The sequence below is a fragment of the Sorangium sp. So ce1153 genome (assembly GCF_051521595.1).
In the GTDB taxonomy this organism is placed as follows: domain Bacteria; phylum Myxococcota_A; class Polyangia; order Polyangiales; family Polyangiaceae; genus Sorangium.
Window position 1 is genome coordinate 8,213,852 of the sequence record NZ_CP150361.1, and the last position, 19,046, is coordinate 8,232,897.

Here is a 19,046-nt window from a genome sequence, read left to right on the forward strand (position 1 = left end):
CCACGGCCGATCTCTTCCAGGCCTCGCGGCGGGCAATCCACACAGCCGCTCATCGCCCTTGTGAGCCGTCCTCGCGAGAGGAATTTTCCACGTTGAGGGCGCGGGCGGCCGGCGCCCCAAACAGCCGGCCTCGACCCGGGCGGAGCGCGCTCGGGCTTGCTTTTCGCGGGGATCTCGGCGATCCCACCCGGGGCGGAGGCTCGCCTCGGACGAGGGAGGGAGCCGCATGCTGTCCTTTCGGGATGGAGCGGAGGTCATCGTCAATGGAGCAGCGCGCATTCGGGTTCACGGGCATCAAGCTCCCGGTGGTCGGACAGGGCACCTGGCAGATGGAGGGCGACGACGAGGCGGCCTGCCTCGACGCCATCCGGCGGGGCATCGACGCGGGGATGACGCACCTCGACACGGCGGAGATGTACGGCTCGGGCGCGGTCGAGTCGCTCGTCGGCAAGGCCATCGAGGGGCGCCGTGACGAGGTGTTCCTCGCCTCCAAGGTGCTGCCCAACAACGCGAGCTACTCCGGCACGATCGCCGCGTGCGAGCGCAGCCTGAAGCGGCTCCGCACCGACCGGCTCGACCTCTACCTCCTTCACTGGCCCGGCGCGCACCCGCTCGAGGAGACCCTCCGCGCCTTCAAGGCCCTGAGGGACCAAGGCAAGATCCGTTATTTCGGCGTCAGCAACTTCGACCAGGCGGAGCTCTCGAAGGCGATCGCCATCGCCGGACCGAACGAGATCGCCTGCAACCAGGTGCTTTACCACCTGCTCGAGCGGGCGATCGAGCACCGGGTCGTGCCGCTCTGCGAGCGCCACGGCATCGCGGTCGTGGCCTACAGCCCGTTCGGCTCGGGCCGGTTCCCGGAGCCGAACAGCACGGCGGGCAAGGTGCTCGCGTCGATCGCCGCCGCCCGCGGCGCGACGCCGCGGCAGGTCGCGCTGCGCTTCCTGCTCCGGCGCCAGCCGGTCTTCGTGATCCCCAAGGCCGCGAGCGCCGCGCACGCGCTCGACAACGCGGCCGCGGGGGACCTGCGCCTCACCAGCGAGGACCTCGCCCGTCTCGACACGGCGTTCCCGCTCGGCCGCGACCGCGGCGTGCTGCCGACGCTCTGATGCGGCTCTGGCCGGCCGGTCGTGGCATGCTCAGCCCATGAGACAACCATTCCTCGGCTCGGCGCTCCTCGGGCTCCTCCTCGCCGCCTGCGGCGGCTCCGTCGACACCCCGCCTGGCAGCGGCGGAGCCGGCGGCGCTGGCGGCGCCACGAGCTCGACCTCGGACGGCGCTGGCGGCGCCACGAGCTCGACCTCGGGCGGCGGCGGCGAGGCGCCGGTCGCCTGCGGCGCGCGCAGCGGCGGCACCTGCAGCGCGGAGGAGTTCTGCGACTTCCCTGACGACTCGTGCGGAACGTTCGACACCATCGGCGAGTGCTCCGCCCGGCCCGAGGTCTGCCCCGCGGATTGCCCGGGCGCCTGCGGGTGCGATGGCCAGTTCTACTGCAATGCGTGCGCCGCACAGGGAGCCGGGGTGGATGTCTCGGAGAGCACCTCCTGCATGAAGCCCGTGGCCGTCGACTACGCTGCATCCTACTGGCCCGGCGGGCTCGATCACATCATCGTTTACAAGGCCGACCCGGAGGCGGACCGGTGCGTGATGCTGTTCGCCGACGCGCCGGTCGAGGGGGCGCCGGAGGGCTTCAACGTCGCGCTCCCGACGCCCTGGGGCGTGTCGCGCGTCGAGAGGACCGATCGGGCGGCCGACTGCACGCCGGGGACCCTCAGCCCCACCGGCAAGGTCGTGAACGCCATGGGCGCCAGCGGGGTGCTGACGTGGGAGATCGAGACGGCGGCGACCCTCCCGTGCTCGCTCGGACTCAACGTCACGGTCACGTTTCCGGACGAGCCCGCGACCGTCGTCCTCAGGGCCACCGACCTGGAGGTGGAAGGCGGCTGCAGGTAGCCGCGCCGCGGGCCTCGACGCGGCCTCCCGGCCTCCGTCAGCGCTTCTTCACCCCGCCGCCGCGCTGCGCCTTCTCGGCCTCGGCGAGCCGCCGCCGCGCGTCGTCGAGGGCCGCCTGGCTCGCGAGGCCCTTCGGGAGCGCCTCGTACCCGGCCACCTCCTCGCGCAGCGTCGCCACCTGCTCCGCGCGCTGGCCGAGCTTCTGCTGGATCTCGGCGCGGAGCTTCAGGTAGCGCAGCCGGCGCGGGCCATAGGCGCGGCCGATCGCGCGCTCCACCGCGGCGAGCGCCTCCGGCTCGCGGCCCATCGCGTGGAGCACCTGCGCGAGCCGCGCGGGCGGCTCGTACGACGCGGGCATCTGCGCCTCGCGCTGCTTCAGCATCGCCACCGCCTCGTCGCCGCGCGAGAGCGCGAGGTACGCCATCGCCCGCCCGTAATCGTAGGCCGCCGCCGCCTCGGGCTCCCTCGCCTCCTTCGCGGCCTGCTCCAGCACCGCGAGCTTCGACTCGTTCGCCGCGCGGGCCTTGTCGGGCTCCCCGAGCGCCTCCAGCCCCTCGGCGAGCAGGCCCCACGCGTCCGCGCGGTCGTCCGCGCTCGCGTCAGCGGGCGGGCTCTCGACGATCGACCGGAGCCGGGCGACCGCCGCCTCGCGCGCGGCCCGCTGCGCATTGCGGTCCGGGAGGGCGGCCGCGCAGGAGAGCAGGACGCTCGCGAAATCGGCGGGGAGCGCCGCGCCCTTCACCTCGCCGACGTGCGCCCTGCCGACGTCCGCGCACGCCGCGGCGTCCTTCTTGCGGAGCGACGACAGCAGGCCGAGCAGCGCCTCGCTGCGCCGCGGCCAGTCCTTCCCGGCCCTCGCCAGGGCGCGCTGGTACGCGGACGCGGCGGCGGCGTGATCGCCGGCGCTGTGGGCCCGCTTCGCCTCGACGAGCAGGCGGTTCGGGTCGTCCGCCGGCAGCTTCGCGGCAGCCTCGGAGTCCATGGTGAGCAGCGCCTCGCGGACCAGCTCGCGCAGCTCCTCCACCGAGGCCGCGCCCCGCCAGAGCCCGACAACATCGCCGTTCGCCGGCTCGAGGAGGAAGAACGTCGGCCACACGGTCACCTCGTGTCGCTCCAGGAACGGCGCGTTCTCAGGCCGATCCGTGTCGATGTCGGCGAACACCACCCGATCGGCGAACGGGCGCAGCGACGGATCGGTCAGCACATGATGCTTCATGCTCAGGCACGTGTGGCACCACGGCGCCCACGCATCGACGAACAGCGCCTTGCCCTCGGCCCGGGCCTTCTCGCGCGCCCTCGGCAGGTCGTCGTGGATGAACGCGAGCGGCGGCCGCGCCGGCTCCGACTTGGCGGCGGGCGCCGGGGCGACGGCGGCGGGCGGCGGCGCCGCGGCGGCGGCCGGCGTCGCGCGCGCGGGCGCGCGCGGCGGCGGCTCGGCCGCGCAGGCGGCCAGGGCGAGGGCGGAGGCGAGGGCAGAGACCAGCGCGGCGAGCGAGGCGGGGTGACGCACGCCGGCATGGTAGCTCAGTCGCGGCCGCCTCGCCCTCCCTGCGACACGGGCGCTGGCGGCGCCCTGGCGCCGCTCCCGGGTCCGGCGCTCCAGCCGCCGGCGCGCGACGCCGCGCGCTGCGGATCAGGCGGTGTCGTCTGCCTGCCCGCGCGCGGGCGAGCAGGCCGCCTCGCAGGTCAGCTGCCTGCCGCCCTGCTCGCCCGCGTAGAAAGAGAATGCCACGTTGACGCGCCGTCATCGCTCCGCGTAGATGGTCTCTCTCTACCGGCAGGTGCTCGCGCCGCCGGGCCCGCCAGGACGAACACATCAGGGGCGGAGTCGCATGATCGAGCACGTGCAGAGGATAGGAAAGCACACCGTCCGCGTCGGTGAACACCAGGACACCCTCGATCTGACGCTGCGGGGCGACGTCACGCTGGACGACGCGAAGCAGATCTTCGACTTCATGGCGACGCGGTTCGCGGGGCGCAGCTACATGCTGGTCACCGGCGACATGTCCGAGCTCGGCCACGTCCTGGCGGAGGTGCGGAGGCTGCTCGTCACGGATGCGAGCAGGATCCCGCCCATCCGCGGGCTTGTCTATCACCGCGCGAGCTTCAAGGCGAGGGTCCTCACCGAGCTCGTGGTCCGTGGCTATGCGCTCGCCACGGGAGCCGACCTTCCGGTCCACTTCGTCAAGGACGAGGCGGAGGCGTGCGCGTGGCTCGCGAGGCGCCGGGCGCAGCTCGCGGGCGCGGCGCAGCCCACGTGAGCACGCCGGATAAGCCACGCTGAACACATCGGGGGTGGAATCACATGATCGAGCGCGTGCAGAGGATAGGAAAGCACACGGCCCGCGTCGGTGAACACGAGGACACCCTGGAGCTGACGCTGCGGGGCGACCTCGCGCCGGACGAGGCGAAGGAGCTCTTCGACTTCATCGCGGCGCGGTTCGCGGGCCGGAGCTACGCGCTGGTCACGGGCGACATGTCCGGGCTGGGCCGGATCCCGGCGGAGTCCCGGAGAGTCATCTTCGAGGAAGCGACGAGGGTGCCGCCCATCCGCGGCGTCGCCTATTACCGCGCGAGCTTCGCGGCGAGGGTCATCAATGAGCTGGTGATCCGGGCCTATGCGCTCGCCACGGGCACCGATATCGCCGTCCACTTCGCCAGGGACGAGGCAGACGCACGGGCGTGGCTCGTGACGCGGCGGGGGCAGATCGCGGCGAGGCCCGGCGCCGGGTGAGCCCGCGGCCCGCCGTGCCCACGCGGGGGACGGGCTCGGAGCGGCCGGGGGACGCACGCGGGCAAGGGTAGCTCGGCCGCGGCGGCCACGACAGATGTTCATCCGGGCCCTCGCGCCGCCGGCCCCGCGGCGGGCCTCACTCGCCCGCGAGCGGATAGACGGGCCGGATGTCGACCGGTATCCCGTCCAGGTTGCCGAGCGAAAGCCGGATCGGCTCGGAGACCACGCCGTAGCGCGCGAGCAGCGCCTCGGCGCCCTTCGCGTCCCCGCGGTGCTGGATCACGCAGATGTCGCGGACGAGGCGGGGGATCGCCGCTTCCAGCCGGTCGAGGTTGACCGTGAAGCGCCGGGTCGCCGGGTCGAAGACGGCGGCCCGCTCCTCCAGGAAGCGGTTGATCTGCAGCGCCGCCCCCTTGCCGAACGCGTCCGCGACGCCGAACCGCACGCTCCGGAACAGGCCGGCGAAATAGGACACGAGCAGCCTGTCCCGGAAATCCGGCGGCATGTCGCCGCGCCGGATCAAGAACAGGTTGTTGTGAGCGCCCATGACGTCGGCCTTGGCCTCCTCCAGGGCGGAGTGGCTCGCCCCGAGCGCGATCCGCACCTCGACCTTGTCACCCTCCTTCGTCGCGAACGCCGGCCCCAGGTTGTGCGAGAGCTCGTGGAGGAGCGTCTGGTTGAAGAACGCCTCGGCCGACAGGTGCGCGCGCTGCGCCGGGTCGAGCGTGCGCTCGGCGATCGGCCGCAGGATCCGGTCGAACTTGGTCTCGATCACGTTGCGCAACAGCACCTTCTTCGCGCCCTTCTCGGCGAGCACGCGCGCGTCGTTCGGCAGGCTGAAGGCCACCGTCTGGACCGACTTGCGGGCGTCTCCCGAGCTGAAGACCAGGTCGGCCACCCGGATCGGGCTCTCCGCGCCGCGCGTGGCCCTGATCTCGGCCGGGATCGGCAGGTTCCTCTCCATCTCAGGCAGGAGCTGCTTGTACCGGGCGAGCTTGCTGGACGCGCCGGGGTCGCTCACCGTGACGAAGGCCTCGAACGACGCCTTGAGGACGAGCAGCTTGTCCTCGTAGGTCTCGTAAGGCCCGATGGTCACCTCCAGCTCGCTGTCCACGTCCATCCAGTCCTTCTCGGACGCGTAGTACTCGTCGGAGCCGAAGGCCGCCGCCCGGGAGAGCAAGAATCGCCTCAGGCTCTCGTTCTTCGTGAGCGCCGCGGCCTCGCGCAGCCGCTCCGCCGCGGGGCCGAGCCACTCGGCGTACGCCTCGCTGTACGGGATCGCGACCAGCCTGTCGCCCTCGCGCCGGATGATCGTGTACAGGCTCTCGAAGCGCGCCTTGTCGGCCGGGTTTCGCCTGTTCCAGTCGTGGAACGCGTCGGCGGTGAGGTCCTCGGGGTAGAAGCCCGCGCCCGCCGGGTGGGGCCGATCGACGGCGAAGGGGCGGAACTGATCCTGCCTGTCCCAGGGGCCGCGCATGATGTTGAAGTAATCGAGCTTGAGCCTCCCCTCCGGGGTCCTGTCCGCGGTGAGCCGCTCGCGGACAGCGGGGTTGTCGGCGTAGACCTGGCGCTCGTAGATCGGCTCCATCAGCCTGGCCGCCTCGACGAGCTTGGCGAGCGCCGCCTTCTCCGAGGGGGCGAGTCGGCTCGTGTCCGCGGTGAGCGTGGCCGGCGCGAACTGCTTGGCCTTCTGCGCCAGCGAGGCCTCCCCTAGCGGCCTCGCCTCCGCGGGCGGGGCCGCCTGGGGGTCGCGCGGCGCGCTGGCCTGCGCCGCCGGCCCGCAGCCGGGCAGCAGCGCGGCGACCAGCGCGGCGCGCGCGAGGCGCGCGAGGCGTCGGAGAGCGCCGGGACGGGCAAGGATCTCGGATGCCATGACCTTTGCCCCGCCTACTCCGCGCCCGAGAGCGCCGCCGCGCCGTCCTCGACCGCGGGGGGCCGCTTGCCAGCCTCCCGGGCCGGGGAGGCCTCCCGCGCGCCCTTGAAGCGCTGGTCGACCACGAGCCGGACCTTCCCGGTGCGGTAGCTCCGCGGCAGCGCGCCGGGCCCGAGCGCCTCGACCGACACCAGGATCGACCCCCGCTCCACGGACTTCCCCAGGACCGGCAGGCGGTCCAGGATCTTCCGGCGGACCTCGGCGGCGTCGAGGTGACTCCCCTCGAGGCGGACCACCAGGTGGGCGTTGTGCTTGTAGGGCTCGAGCACGAACTGCATGGCCGAGGGGGCCGCGTCGGAGAGCGCCTTGACGAGCTGGTGCACCCAGATCTCGGCGTCGCCGGAGAGCTTCAGGAACTCGCCCCCACGGCCCAGAAACTCGATCTTCCGGTAGGGCGAGCCGCACGCGCACGGCTCGTCGATGAACCGGCCCCGATCGCCGATGTCGTAGCGGACCAGCGGGTAGAGCGTCCGGTAGAGCGACGTGAGCACGATCCGCCCCTCCTCGCCCTCCTCCACCGGATTGCCGTCCTCGTCGACGATCTCGACGTGGTTGAAGTCGTCGAGGGTGTGGTGCTCGTTCCCCGTGCAATGCGAGCACTGGAAGCCGAACTGCAGGGCGTCGACCGACGCAATCACGGAGGAGATGCGCTTGACGCCCATGTTCGTCCTCAGCCACTCGGCGTCCACCGGCGACAGGCCAGCGCCGCCGTAGAGGAGCAGCTCGAACCCGAAGGTCGGGTCGACCTCGTTGATCTTGCGCAGCTTGTGCATGAAGAAGAGCGGGTTCGTGAAGATCACGTCGACCCCCACCCGGCGGGCGGCGTTCAGGAAGAAGGCCGGCTCGACGTGGGGACCGAAGGGCAGGCTGCGCGCCCCGAGCTCCAGCAGCTCGTGCTCGACCGTGATCAGCCCGCCGTAGAGCTCGCCGATGCCGAGGCAATTGGCCACGTTGTGCTCCTCGCGGACCCCCATCAGGCCCAGCATCCTGGCGCCCGAGCGGATCATCTCCTTGATCTCGGCGCCCGAGTAGATCGAGAACTTCGGCTCTCCGGAGGTCCCGCCCGTCTGGAGGACCACGCCGCCGTGCTCCTCGCCGCTCTTCAGGCTCCCGGGCGACGTCATCATCGCGTCGCTGTAGGCCTTCTGCGAGGTGATGGGGGCGAGCGCCAGAGCGTCGAAGCCGGTCGCGTCCCGCGGCAGGATCCCCGCGTAGTACTCGGCGCGCCGCGCCGCGGCGAGCACCCGGTCGAGCCGTCCCGCGATCTCCGTCTTGAGCTCCCGGGCCGCGTGCGCCGCCGGTGCGATCTCGTTTCTCATGCTCATGACATTCCCTCCGAAAAGGCCTGACGGCCGACTGTGACGGTGACGAGGCAGAACAGGGCGGCCATGCCCGCGATGAAGCCGACGCCCCACGGCGCGCTCCAGCTGAGCAGCTTGGTCGTGCCGCCGATGCCGAGGACGGTGACGATGGACACCAGGAGAAAGCGGAAGCTCGATATGCGGCCCTTCTGCTCCGGCGGCATCCGCTGGTAGAGCTTCGAGGTGAGCAGCGCGTTGGTGAAGCCGATCGCGGCCCCGAGCCCCAGGAACGACGCGGTGATCGCCGCCCTGCTCGACGCGAGGGTGATGACCGCGAGGAACACGATCTGGAGCAGCTGGAAGGCGACGAGGTGCCGCGGATTGAACTGCTTCTTCGCGAGCAGGAACGTGATGACCGCCCCGGCCGCGAAGGCGCCGTCCAGCACCGACAGCCACACCGTGTCGCCGCCGAACCGGCTGTTGACGAGCGGCACGAGGATGAGGTTCAGGCACGCCATCACGGCGAGATCCCCGGTCGATATCGCCACGTGGACGAGCAGCGACGGCGTGCGCCGCATGCCCTGCGCGAGCTCCTTCCAGTCCTTGATGACCTGCGCGATCGAGACGAACGCCGCGCGCCGCGGCGCGCCGCCAGAGGCCTCGATCTTCCAGAGGATCAGGCTCGTGGCCAGGAACAGCGCGGCGTCGATCAGGAACACCACCGAGTAGCTGAGGTGCGAGAGCAGCACGCCGACCGCCCCGACGCCGAGCAGCTGGCCGAGCTGGAGCAAGAGCATCGCGAGCGACGAGTACCGGCCTTGCTCCTCCGGCGGCACCACGCCCGGCACCAGCGCGAACGCCGCCGTCTTGTAGAAGTGAGAGCCCACCTTGAGCAGCGCCGAGAGCGCCACGACGGCGAGGGTGGCCTCGTGCCCGGGATAGATCGCCAGCGCGGCGAGGGCCACCATGATGAGCGCGCGGTTGATCCCGGCGGCCGACGCGACGATCTTCGGGTTGAGCCGGTCGACGATGGGCCCCGCGTAGATCTGGCTCAGGACGCCGATCAGGTAGTCGAAGCCGAGCACGAAGGCGAAGGACGACACCGCCGCTGTGCGGTCGAACAGGAACTTGCCCAGCGCCAGCGTGTGCATCCCATCGGCAACGTTGGTGAGGAGCGTCGCGGTCAGGAGGCGCCGTTTCAAGCGACCACCTCCGCCGCGTGCGGCACGACCCGGATCTCCTCGCCGAGCCGCCTCACGACCTCGGCCAGCTCCGCGTCGTCCCCGCCGCGCAGGATGGCCGCCGCGGGGACCTCCCAGTACTGGTGCGTCACCGACTTCTTCAGCCGGTCCGGGGGCTGCGCGACGCGGAGCTTCACGACCGCGCCCGAGCTCGGGAGCCAGTCGGGCGTCGACACGCGGCACGAGTCCTCGGGGAAGTGATGGCCCGGCACGACCAGCCAGCCGAACCACGGCCCCTCCGTCTTCGTGACCTCGCGGACGGGGCGCGGGGGCAACGGGCGACCGAGCCGCCGCGCCTGCGCCCGGAGGAGGACGTCGATCTCCTCGGTCGGGATGTGCACGCCGGTCGACGCCTCCGTGGTCGGGATGACGTCGGCGCCGCCCGCGCGGTTGGCGACCTCCAGGAACACGAGCTCTCCCGGCCCCTCGATCACCTCCAGGTGGAAGGCGCCGTCGACGATGCCGACCGCGCGCAGGCAATCGAGGAAGAACGCCCGGTATTCGTCCGACATCTTGAACTGCGCCGAGCCGAGCGGCTTCGTGCCCCAGGCGTACTCGAGCGGCGTGTTGACGTAGCGGCTCGCCACGATGAGGCGCGGGTGGCCTCCATCCATCACGCCGTCGACGTGCAGGATGGGCCCGTCGACGAACTCCTCTAGCTCGCCGTCCGCGTAATACTCGTGGTTCTCCGGCCGCGTGACGAAGTCGAGCGCCTCGCGCGGCGAGCCGAAGACGTGCACCCCGACGCTGCTCGCGCCCAGCGTCGGCTTCAGGATGGTGCGCCCCTCCCACGGCACGGACGCCACCGTGGCGCCCTTCTCGAGCGTCCTCAGGTCGAGGTTCCGCGGGCTCCTCAGGCCGGCCGCCGCGACGAGCCGCTTCATGAGGATCTTGTCCTTGAACCTCAAGAGCTCATCGTAGCGAGGCCCCGGGATCCCGAGGTGCTCTCGCACCTTGCCCGCCTCGTGCAGGTCGAACTCCGACAGCGCCATGACCATCTCGTAGCCGTCCGCCGGCGAGACGATCGCGTTGATCTCCACGTGACGGTCCGCGGCGCCCGGGATGACGAGCCTCTTGCAGGGAAGGTCGGCCGGTAGATCCGCGACGCGCGCCTCGGTGCCCACGTACGTGACGTCGTGCGCCCGGTGATCGAGCGCGCGGTGGTACTCGATCTTCTTGTACGGCACGGTGTGCATGATGAGAATCTTCATAAAAGGACCTTTCAAACCTGGATGAGGCTCGCGCCCCACGAGAAGCCCACGCCGCTCGACACGACGACGATCCGCTGGCCCGGGCGGAGCCTGCTGGTCCGGATGCCGTCGGCGAGCGCGAGGGCCGTGTCCGTGGAGCCGAGGTGCCCGTGGTCGCGGAAGCTCAGGAACGACTGCGCGTCATTGAGGCCGAAGTGCGCGAGGACCTCGCGCAGCACGCGCTGGTCGCCCTGGTTCATGAACAGATAGTCGATGTCCCGCGCCTTCAGGTTGGCCTCGTCGATGACCTGCCCCACGAGCCTCGTGATGTAGTGCAGGTACTGCTCGTGGAGGCCCACCCTGGCCGTGATCGGCTCCGTGACGATCGCCTGTGCGCCCCGGGGGAGCTTGTACAGGTCCACGTACGTGCCGTCGGACGCGAACGCGCTCGACAGCACGTGGAGCGAGGGCGAGTACCGGTCGCACAGGAGCGCCGAGGCGCCGTCGGCGAAGTTGAAGAGGCTCTTCGACCCGGGATCGGCGTGATCGACGTACGCCGACAGCGTGTCGGCGCACACGAGCAGCGCTCGCCGGTAGGAAGGGGTCGCCAGCATCAGCCCCTTGATCACGTGGAGCGCCGCGCTCAGCGAGTTGCAGCCGTTGCTCAGCTCGAAGCAGAAGGCCCCCCTCGCGCCGATGCTCTCCTGGATCTTGCACGCCGGCGACCAGAACGCGTGGTCGTTCAGGCCGGTCGACGCGTAGACCAGGAGATCGATGCTGTCCGGTGCGAAGGGGTGGCGCGCCTTCAGATCCTCGATCGCCTCCAGCGCCAGATCCACGCATCGTCGCCCCTTCGCCACCGGCTTGGAGGCGAGCTGCATCTTGTCCGTGAAGAACTCGATCGGGACCCCCGACGCCGCGCTGATCGCGAAGGCGCTCATGCGCGTCGTCGGGATGCCCAGCCCTATGTCAACGATGCCGAACATGCTTTCCTCTGTGCGATCAGCGCGTCACGCCGGACTCGATGGACAGGCGGTGCATCGTGCGCGGGATCTCCGGGTCGGAGGCCATGGCCGCGTGGATCAGCGACGGGTTGTCCCAGATCAGGATGTCGCCGACGCGCCAGTGGTGGCGGTAGATGGCGTGCTCGCGCGTCGCGTGGGCGTGCAGCTTCTCGAGCATCTCCTGGCTCTCTTCCCAGCTCATCCCCTCGAAGCTCAGCGTGTACCCCTCGCTGATGTAGAGCGCGGGCCGCCCGGTGAGCGGGTGCTTGCGGACGACGGGGTGCGTGACGTCCGGGATGGTGAGCTTCAGCCGATCGTCAATCTCCCGTAGCGACTGGCCCACGTCCTGCGCCGTCACCTTGTAGCGCTTGCGGATCGTGTGGACGGCGGTCCGCCCCTCGAGGGTCTCGCGCAGCTCCGGCGAGAGCTCGTCGAGCGCTAGATACATCGAGGCGAACAGCGTGTCCCCCCCCGTCGGCGGCACCTTGATGGAGTGGAGTAGCGTCGTGTTCGCGGGGCTCGCGATGTACGACGAGTCCGAGTGCCAGAAGTTGCCCACGCGCGCGACGCCGATGGGCTTGCCGTTCACCTTCTCGTTCGACGTGACGAGGATCTCGTTGAACTCCGGGTGCCGGTAGTTCGAGAGCAAGAAGGGCAGGATCGGTCCCATGCCCCGGCCCACCTCGACGAGCTCGGCGGCCGTCAGGTCCTGATCGCGCAGCAGGAGCAGCTGGTGCTTGAGCAGGAGGTCGAGCAGCTCCGTCCCGCCGGCGTCGCGCCGCGCGTTGAAGCCGACGAGCTCGACACCAAAGTACTTCGAAAGAGGCCTCAGCTTGTAGCTCATGTGAATCTCTCCAGTGACGATGGTTGTTGAATTCAGCTGACAGCGGCCACGATGCGCGAGAGCGCGAGGACGAACGCGCGGATGTCGCGCTCCGAGTGCGCGGAGGACACGATCACGCGGAGCCGCTCCTGACCGCGCTGCACGCTCGGGAAATTGATGGGTTGCACGTAGAAGCCGTGCTCTTTCAGCAGGGCATCCGAGATGCTCTTGCAACGGAACGAGTCGCCGATCAGCACCGGCACGATGTGGCTCGGGCTGTCCATGACCGGCAGGCCGTGGCGCCGGAGCTCGTCCTTGAGCAGGCTCACGTTGGCGAAGAGCCGCTCCCGCTCGACGTTGCTCTGCTTGAGGTGCCGCACCGACTCCAGCGCGGCGGCGAGGACGAGGGGCGGTAGCGAGGTCGTGAAGATGAACCCCGGCGCCATGAGCCGGACCGCGTCGACGAGGAACGCGTCCCCGGCCACGTAGCCGCCCGTCGCCCCGTGCGCCTTGCCGAAGCCCCCCTGGACGATGTCGATCTCGTGCCCGAGGCCCATGTGGTCCGCCACGCCGGCCCCGGTGCGGCCGTAGACCCCGACGCCGTGGGTCTCGTCGAGGAAGATCATGGCGTTGTGGCGGTGCTTGAGGCGGCACACCTCCTCGAGCGGCCCGAAGTGCCCGTCCATCGAGTAGATCGACTCGAGGACGATCAGCTTCGGCGCGTCCGCCGGCAACGCCTTGAGCTTGGCCTCGAGATCCGAGACCGAGTTGTGCTCGAAGATGACCTTCTTGAGCCCGCTCTTGCGGATGCCCTCGATGAGCGACCGGTGGTTCTTGCCGTCCGATAGCACGATGAGCTCGGGCATCAGCTTGCCGATGACCCCCAGCGTCTCGTCGTTCGCGACGTATCCGCTGTTGAACACCAGGGCCGATTCCTTGCCGTGCAGGGCGGCCAGCTCCGCCTCCAGCTCCACGTGGTGGAGCGACGTGCCGGAGATGTTGCGCGATCCGCCGGAGCCGAGGCCCTGCTCGTCGAGCACCCTGCGGGCGGCGGCCACGACGCGCTCGTGATTGCTCATGCCGAGGTAGTCGTTGCTGCAGAACACGCTCATCTTGTGCTGCGCGCCGCGCTTCTCGAAACAGGCGTTGGGGTAGTCATCGGCGAGCCGGCGGAGCGGCAGGAACGTCCGGTAGCTGCCGTCCACCATGGCCTTGGTGACGAAATCCGCCGCCGCCTTCACGAGGACGTTGCGTTGCTTGCGAGAACTGACGGGAGTCGTCTGCGTCACGTGCGATGTCTCCTTGTATGTACGGCCGCGTCCCCGCCCGTCCGCTGGTCTATGGCGCGAGCGCACGCTGCGAGAACGGCGCCGTACGATCAGGCCGCAAGTCCGCCGACATCCTATCCAGGACGTCGCCCCGATGCGGCCGCGCGGTTCTGAACGATATATTAGATCCGCGCATTCCAAATCTGACATGACTCGATCGGGCCATGGCCCCTCCAGGCGCCTCCGCCGCGCCTAAAAGAGACGCGATTCCATGGGCTTACGCGCCGGCGCGCCCCCGCGAAAAAGGCAGGATTTCGACATCGCGCGCCCCGATTTCTTAACTTGGCACGGCCTGCCTTCAAGGAGCCTTAACAGACGATCATGGCCTACCGGCCACTGCGGCTCGATCTATCCAATCGGGCCGGCCAGCGCCGGCCAGTGCCGGCCAGCGCCGGCCAGCAACCAGCCAGCAGCCGGTCGGATACTGCCCGCCTCATGGAGAGATGAACCCATCGAATCGGCCATTCGAGCCTCCATGCCAGGACTCGAGATGTCAGAAACGTGCTATTCGCAGGCGCGGAGAGAGCGAAGACACATAGTGGGGCGCCAGATCGGGAAGCACTTCTGAGTCTCCTCGATTGAGAGCTCCGGAGACGGTCCACGACGACAGCTGGGCCGCCCGGGCCGCGCAGGATGACGCCCGGGAGCTCGCCGGACTCGCCCTTGCATGATGATCCACGGGCGCTCCGGTGAGCGGCTCGCGCGGGCCCCGCCCGCGCTGCCGTCGCGATCGCGGGTGCGGCAGCCATGGACACCTCGAGGCGCCGCGGAAGCATCGCCGTTCAGATATCGGCTCCGGGCAGGGCAGTGAGCTCCGGCTCGGGCGCAACAGGACAAGTGAAGGAGGAAGGTCGCGTGCACGTTCGAACTCTCCCTGGGGCCGCTCTCGCGCTGAGCGTGCTCCTGTGCAGCGCCGGGGCCGCGCGAGCTCAAGACGAGACGTCGAAGGTGCGCGCGGTACAGGAGCCGCCGAAAGTTGCGTCCCGGGCCGCGCCGCCGGACCCCCAGGGGCAGGAGCTGTTCTCTCCTTATTATGGACAGCCCGTCGTCATCCCCCCGCTGATACTCACCCTCAATGTCACCGGGAGCCTCCTCAGGATCCCGGAGAAGCCTACATCGTACCTGCTGGAGCTCGGCGCCGCCTACGGGCTCGTACCCCGCCTGCACGTCGAGGCCGTCTTCGCCCCCATCTACCTCTCGCCGGAGGCGCGGTACGGTAGCCCGCGGCTCGGCTTCGTCTACAGCGTCGTGAAGACGCCGCCCATCGACGTCGGCGCGAAGATCTCGGCGACGCTCAACACGGGCAAGACGGGGAACGTGATCGCTCCCCTCAGCGTCGGTGTGCCCCTGGCGGCCCGCGCGGCCGGGGTGCTGCGGGTCGACGCCGGGGCGTTCCTCAACCTGGGTCTCGGCAAGAAGGTCGACGAAAAAACTACGCTGGGGCTGTCTGTGCCCGTCTCGCCGTCGGTCCAGATCGCGCGGCCGATCGCCCTCGCCGTGGACACGGGCTTCACGTTCGCCGACTTCAGCGATGCCGAGACGGCCGCCGTCCCGCTGGGCTTCTCCGCCGTGAGCTCCATCGACATCACGAAGAAATACGGCGTCTTCCTGGCCCCCTTCTTCTCGTGGCCCACGTTCCTGACACCGGCCGTGAAGCCGTCGGTCCACACGGACGTCTTCGTCGCCGGGATGTACATCTCGACCGTGATCGACTTCGGAGCCGAGCCGGAATGAGCGCGGCGCCGCGGCACAGACGGGGCCGGGGCGGCGGCGCCCCCGCGCGCGGCGTCCCCCGGCGCGCCGGTAGTGGTCTCATTTGCCCAGAGAGAGTTCACATGAAGGCGGGAAGGCGGGAAGATCATTGAGCTTTTCTTCCCGCCCTCCCGCCTTCATGTTCAAATCCGACCACCACCGGCGCGCCGGCCGGCGCCGGACGGCGGCGAGGTGGGAGCTCCGGGTCCGGGCGCCGCGCGCGGGCCCCCTGGCCCTGGCCGGGGCGCGCGCGCCGCCGCCGCCGGGCCCGCGGCTCGACCGGGCCGAGAAGGCGCTGCCGGTCGCGCGCAAAGCTGGTACAGTCCCGCCGCGGTGAACGATTACGCGGGCCGGTGCGGAAGCTGCGCGGCATTTACCCGGGTGCACGAGGATCCAGCGCGCGGCCGCGTCGGCGAGTGCGCCCTCGAGGTCTACCCGCCTCCCGTCAAGGCGACCGCGACGTGCGCCCGCTACCGCGCCAAGGGCGCGCCGCCGCCGCCGCCGCCGCCCCGGGCGGCTGGCCAGCCGCGCGGGTCCGGCGCGCGGTCGCGTCCGCCCGAGCGGGCGCCGTCGCCGGAGCGCCGGCCCGGAGCTCCGCCGCAGCCCGCTCGTCCATCGCTTCCAAGGGAGATCGACATCGACATGGATATCGACGAGTTCCGCCGTGTGCTGCGCGAGGTGCTGTCCGATGAGCTCGGCGTCGGCCGCGCGGAGATGGGTGGCCGCTGGGAAGGCGGGGAGCTCGTCCTCCGGCCCGGCAAGGAAGGGACGGCCGAGAAGCGCATCCCGCTCGACGTGTTCTTCCACAAGATCGTCATGATCCGCGACAAGCTCCGCGTGCTGGAGCAGAAGCTCAACGCGCATGAGGGGCTGAGCGACGCGGACAAGGTCCAGCTCCAGGCGTACATCACCGGTTGTTACGGGACCCTCACCACGTTCAACGTCCTCTTCGCCCGCCGTGAGGACGGCTTCAGCGGCAGCGGCCGGGACGACTGAGGCGCCGCCGGGGGCGACAGGCATGCTCGGAGGAGGCGATTCCGCCTCCGTACGAGCATGCGAGTCCGCGGCGCGAACGACGCGGGCCGGCGCCGGGCGCGAGCCCCACGACACGAGCTCAACAATTCCGTCGCCGCCCTGAATTCCACGTCACGCCGGCCGGCGCGCCGGCGCCACCGCGAAAAAGGAGCTGCGCGGCGCCGCGGGCGCCCGCCGAAGAGCTGCACGGGGCGTCGGCCACCATGGTACAAGGTGCGCGGAGGTCGCCGGGCAATGGCCATCAAGCAGCTCACGCCAGAGCAGATCCACACCATGTCGCTCGAGGAGAAGGACGCATGGTGGCTGCAGAACGTCTACCGCGGCGACATGCCCCAGCTGACGTGGCGTTCGGGGATCACGGGCATGCTCCTCGGCGCCTTCCTGTCGCTCACGAACCTCTACATCGGCGCGCGCACCGGCTGGGCGCTCGGGGTCGGCCTCACGAGCGTGATCCTGGCCTTCGCGCTCTTCAAGGTGCTCTCCCGGCTGGGGCTCGGCAAGGACATGACCGTGCTCGAGAACAACGCGATGCAGTCCATCGCGACGTCGGCCGGATACATCATCTCGCCGCTCTTCACGAGCCTCGCGGCCTACTCGATGGTCACGACCTCGATCATCCCGATGGGTCAGGCGATCGTCTGGATGTTCGTCCTCGCCCTGCTCGGCGTGCTCTTCGCCTTCCCGATGAAGAAGCGCTTCATCAACGACGAGCAGCTCCCCTTCCCCGAGGGCATGGCCGCCGGCGTCGTCATGGACGCGCTGCACGAGAGCGACGAGCGGGAGGGCCTCTTCAAGGCGAAGCTCCTCCTCGGCGGGGGCCTCTTGAGCGCCGCCATCGAGCTCCTGCGCGACGACAAGGTGATGCGCGCCCTCTTCGCGCTGAAGAGCGTCCCCCATTATTACGACGAGCTCGTCTATCGCGGCGGCCTCGCCGAGCTGCTCAAGCGGTGGGGCCTCGCTCCGGCCCTCCGGGGCGTCCCCCTGAACGAGCTCACCATCCGCTTCGACACGAGCATCATCTTCGTCGCCACGGGCGGCCTGATGGGCATCCGGACCGCCGTGTCGCTCCTCCTCGGCGGCATCCTCAACTACTGGATCCTGGCCCCCGCCCTCATCGAGCGGGGGATCATCGTGCCCAGGAACGGGCACTTCGGCTTCGGGCAGATCACCGTCTGGGCGCTGTGGGGCGGCGTCGCGTGCATGACGACCTCCTCGCTCTACGCCTTCTTCTCCAAGCCCAAGGTGATCCTCGACGCGTTCAAGGGCCTCTCCCGGAAGAGCGCCAGGGACGTGCTCGCGGACATCGAGCTGCCGGTGAAGCTGTCGATCATCGGCGTGCCCGTCATCGGCCTCATCGTCGTCGTGCTCGGCCACCTCTGGTTCGGCATCGCCTGGTGGCTCGGGGTGATCGCGATCCCGCTCGTCTTCATCTTCTCGCTCATCGCCGTGAACGCGACGGGGATCACGGCGATCACGCCGGTCGGGGCGCTCGGGAAGCTGACGCAGCTCACGTACGGGGCCCTCGCGCCGAAGAACATCACGACGAACCTGATGACGGCCGGGATCACGGCCGAGGTCTCGAGCAACACCGCGAACCTGCTCATGGACATCAAGCCGGGCTACATGCTCGGCGGCAAGCCGCGCCACCAGGCGCTCGGGCACGTGCTCGGAACGATCGCCGGGCTCGGGCTCGCGGTGCCGGTCTGGTACCTCGTGCTCATCCAGGGGGACGTCGGCCGCTACGGCACGGAGCAGCTGCCGGTCCCGAGCGCGCTCACGTGGAAGGCGGTCGCCGAGGTGCTCATGAAGGGGCTCGACTTCCTCCACCCGACGGCCAAGGCCGCGGTGCTCGTCGGGGCGATCATCGGGATCGTCGTCGAGGTCACGAAGCAGGTCACGAGGAACCGATTCCCCCTCTCCGCGGTCGCGCTGGGGCTCGCGTTCATCCTGAACTTCACCGACATCTGGTCGATGTTCCTCGGCGCGCTCTTCTTCTGGCTGCTCGAGCGGCGCACCGCGCGGTGGCAGCGGACGCGCGAGCAGGAAGAGCGGATGAGCGCGACGTCGCCCGGCGCGCTCGAGGGGGCCCCGCCCGCGTCGCCGGTCAGGCGGCCCTGGTATGCCATGGCCGTGGAGAACACCGAGGCGATCTGCGCGGGCGTGATCGCCGGGGGCTCGCTGATGGGCATCGGCCTGACCGTGCTCGGCGTGCTCGTGCTGCCCGACGTCCTCGAAGCCGCGAGCTTCGGCAAGGCGCTCGGGCAGCTCCTCGGCATCGTGCCCAGGTGAGGCGCCGCCGGGCGGGTCCCGCTGGATGCGCGGGCCCCTCCGGCCCGCTCGCTGCCGGTCAGTCACGACAACGCAGCAGCGCCCCAGTGTGACAGGAATGCCCGCTCCCCGCGGCCGCGGCGAAGCGTGGTGGGCGCAGCGCGTGGGCGCAGCGCGTCGCCCGGCTGAGCCGCGCCGCTCGGGAGCGCTCGTGGCGCGCTTCGTGCAGTCTTGCTCACACCGCGTCAACACGAGCCCGCGAGAGGACGCGCGGGGAAAGGACCCTTGATGTCAACGAACGCGCCCCCGTCCCGAGGAACGCCCAGCCCCGCGCCTGTGGGCGATCCCGAGCAGGATCCGCCGATGCGGGATCCCGCCCCGAATGAGCCCCCGCGGCGCGACCCTGATCCGGGCGAGCCAGCGCGTCGGGATCCCCCGCCGTCGCCGCCCGAGCCCGGAGAGCCCTCTCCCGACATCATCGAGG

General features: G+C 70.4%; 16 protein-coding genes. 8 read left to right on the forward strand and 8 right to left on the reverse strand.

The features are described 5' to 3' along the window. Positions 1-263 precede the first annotated feature (263 nt). Together WME85_RS29470 and WME85_RS29475 are read left to right on the forward strand one after the other, a co-directional pair. Positions 264-1,109, forward strand: coding sequence for an aldo/keto reductase (locus WME85_RS29470; RefSeq protein ID WP_437825973.1), 846 nt, complete (start codon positions 264-266; stop codon positions 1,107-1,109). Positions 1,110-1,146: 37 nt separating this feature from the next. Further along, positions 1,147-1,953, forward strand: coding sequence for a hypothetical protein (locus tag WME85_RS29475; protein WP_437825975.1), 807 nt, complete (start codon positions 1,147-1,149; stop codon positions 1,951-1,953). 37 nt (positions 1,954-1,990) lie between these two features. Here WME85_RS29475 and WME85_RS29480 read toward each other — a convergent pair whose 3' ends face one another. Then, the gene (locus WME85_RS29480) at positions 1,991-3,463 is read right to left on the reverse strand and encodes a thioredoxin family protein (protein ID WP_437825976.1); all 1,473 of its coding nucleotides are present in this window, start codon (positions 3,461-3,463) and stop codon (positions 1,991-1,993) included. A 322-nt stretch (positions 3,464-3,785) separates the two neighbouring features. Here WME85_RS29480 and WME85_RS29485 point away from each other — a divergent pair, with 322 nt between their 5' ends. Both WME85_RS29485 and WME85_RS29490 read left to right on the forward strand, forming a co-directional pair. Beyond that, positions 3,786-4,214: a hypothetical protein gene (locus WME85_RS29485; protein ID WP_437825978.1), complete on the forward strand. Its 429-nt coding sequence runs from the start codon at positions 3,786-3,788 to the stop codon at positions 4,212-4,214. Between the two features lie 44 nt (positions 4,215-4,258). Continuing rightward, on the forward strand, positions 4,259-4,687 hold the full coding sequence (locus WME85_RS29490; protein WP_437825979.1) for an STAS/SEC14 domain-containing protein: 429 nt from the start codon (positions 4,259-4,261) through the stop codon (positions 4,685-4,687). 136 nt (positions 4,688-4,823) lie between these two features. On the opposite strand, the gene WME85_RS29495 is transcribed toward WME85_RS29490, so the two are convergent. Genes WME85_RS29495 through hemA form a run of 7 tightly spaced genes read right to left on the reverse strand, consistent with a single transcriptional unit; the run spans position 4,824 to position 13,468 of the window. Continuing rightward, positions 4,824-6,560 (reverse strand): dipeptidyl-peptidase 3 family protein, encoded by a 1,737-nt coding sequence (locus WME85_RS29495; RefSeq protein ID WP_437825980.1) that lies wholly within the window; start codon positions 6,558-6,560, stop codon positions 4,824-4,826. Positions 6,561-6,574: 14 nt separating this feature from the next. Continuing rightward, positions 6,575-7,945 (reverse strand): phenylacetate--CoA ligase family protein, encoded by a 1,371-nt coding sequence (locus WME85_RS29500; protein WP_437825982.1) that lies wholly within the window; start codon positions 7,943-7,945, stop codon positions 6,575-6,577. Continuing rightward, positions 7,942-9,123: an MFS transporter gene (locus WME85_RS29505; RefSeq protein ID WP_437825984.1), complete on the reverse strand. Its 1,182-nt coding sequence runs from the start codon at positions 9,121-9,123 to the stop codon at positions 7,942-7,944. The genes WME85_RS29500 and WME85_RS29505 overlap by 4 nt, the downstream gene beginning before the upstream one ends. Beyond that, a complete protein-coding gene (locus WME85_RS29510) occupies positions 9,120-10,373 on the reverse strand; it encodes an ATP-grasp domain-containing protein (RefSeq protein ID WP_437825985.1) in 1,254 nt (417 codons plus the stop codon). The genes WME85_RS29505 and WME85_RS29510 overlap by 4 nt, the downstream gene beginning before the upstream one ends. A gap of 11 nt (positions 10,374-10,384) precedes the next feature. Beyond that, on the reverse strand, positions 10,385-11,338 hold the full coding sequence (locus WME85_RS29515) for a 3-oxoacyl-ACP synthase III family protein (protein ID WP_437825987.1): 954 nt from the start codon (positions 11,336-11,338) through the stop codon (positions 10,385-10,387). Between the two features lie 16 nt (positions 11,339-11,354). Then, on the reverse strand, positions 11,355-12,200 hold the full coding sequence (locus tag WME85_RS29520) for a TauD/TfdA dioxygenase family protein (RefSeq protein ID WP_437825990.1): 846 nt from the start codon (positions 12,198-12,200) through the stop codon (positions 11,355-11,357). A 32-nt stretch (positions 12,201-12,232) separates the two neighbouring features. After that, positions 12,233-13,468 carry a 5-aminolevulinate synthase gene (hemA, locus tag WME85_RS29525; RefSeq protein ID WP_437825992.1) on the reverse strand — a complete coding sequence of 412 codons (1,236 nt, stop codon included), beginning with the start codon at positions 13,466-13,468 and terminating at the stop codon, positions 12,233-12,235. An 894-nt stretch (positions 13,469-14,362) separates the two neighbouring features. Between hemA and WME85_RS29530 the strand changes: the two genes are divergently transcribed. From WME85_RS29530 to WME85_RS29545, 4 genes are all read left to right on the forward strand, one after another. After that, entirely contained in the window at positions 14,363-15,241 is an 879-nt protein-coding gene (locus WME85_RS29530; protein ID WP_437825994.1) for a hypothetical protein, read from the forward strand. Between the two features lie 127 nt (positions 15,242-15,368). Then, on the forward strand, positions 15,369-15,596 hold the full coding sequence (locus WME85_RS29535; protein ID WP_437825996.1) for a hypothetical protein: 228 nt from the start codon (positions 15,369-15,371) through the stop codon (positions 15,594-15,596). Beyond that, positions 15,593-16,255, forward strand: a complete 663-nt coding sequence (locus WME85_RS29540; protein ID WP_437825998.1) for a hypothetical protein — start codon at positions 15,593-15,595, stop codon at positions 16,253-16,255. The genes WME85_RS29535 and WME85_RS29540 overlap by 4 nt, the downstream gene beginning before the upstream one ends. Before the next feature lie 273 nt (positions 16,256-16,528). Continuing rightward, entirely contained in the window at positions 16,529-18,583 is a 2,055-nt protein-coding gene (locus WME85_RS29545; protein WP_437826000.1) for an OPT family oligopeptide transporter, read from the forward strand. The last annotated feature ends 463 nt before the right edge of the window (positions 18,584-19,046 follow it).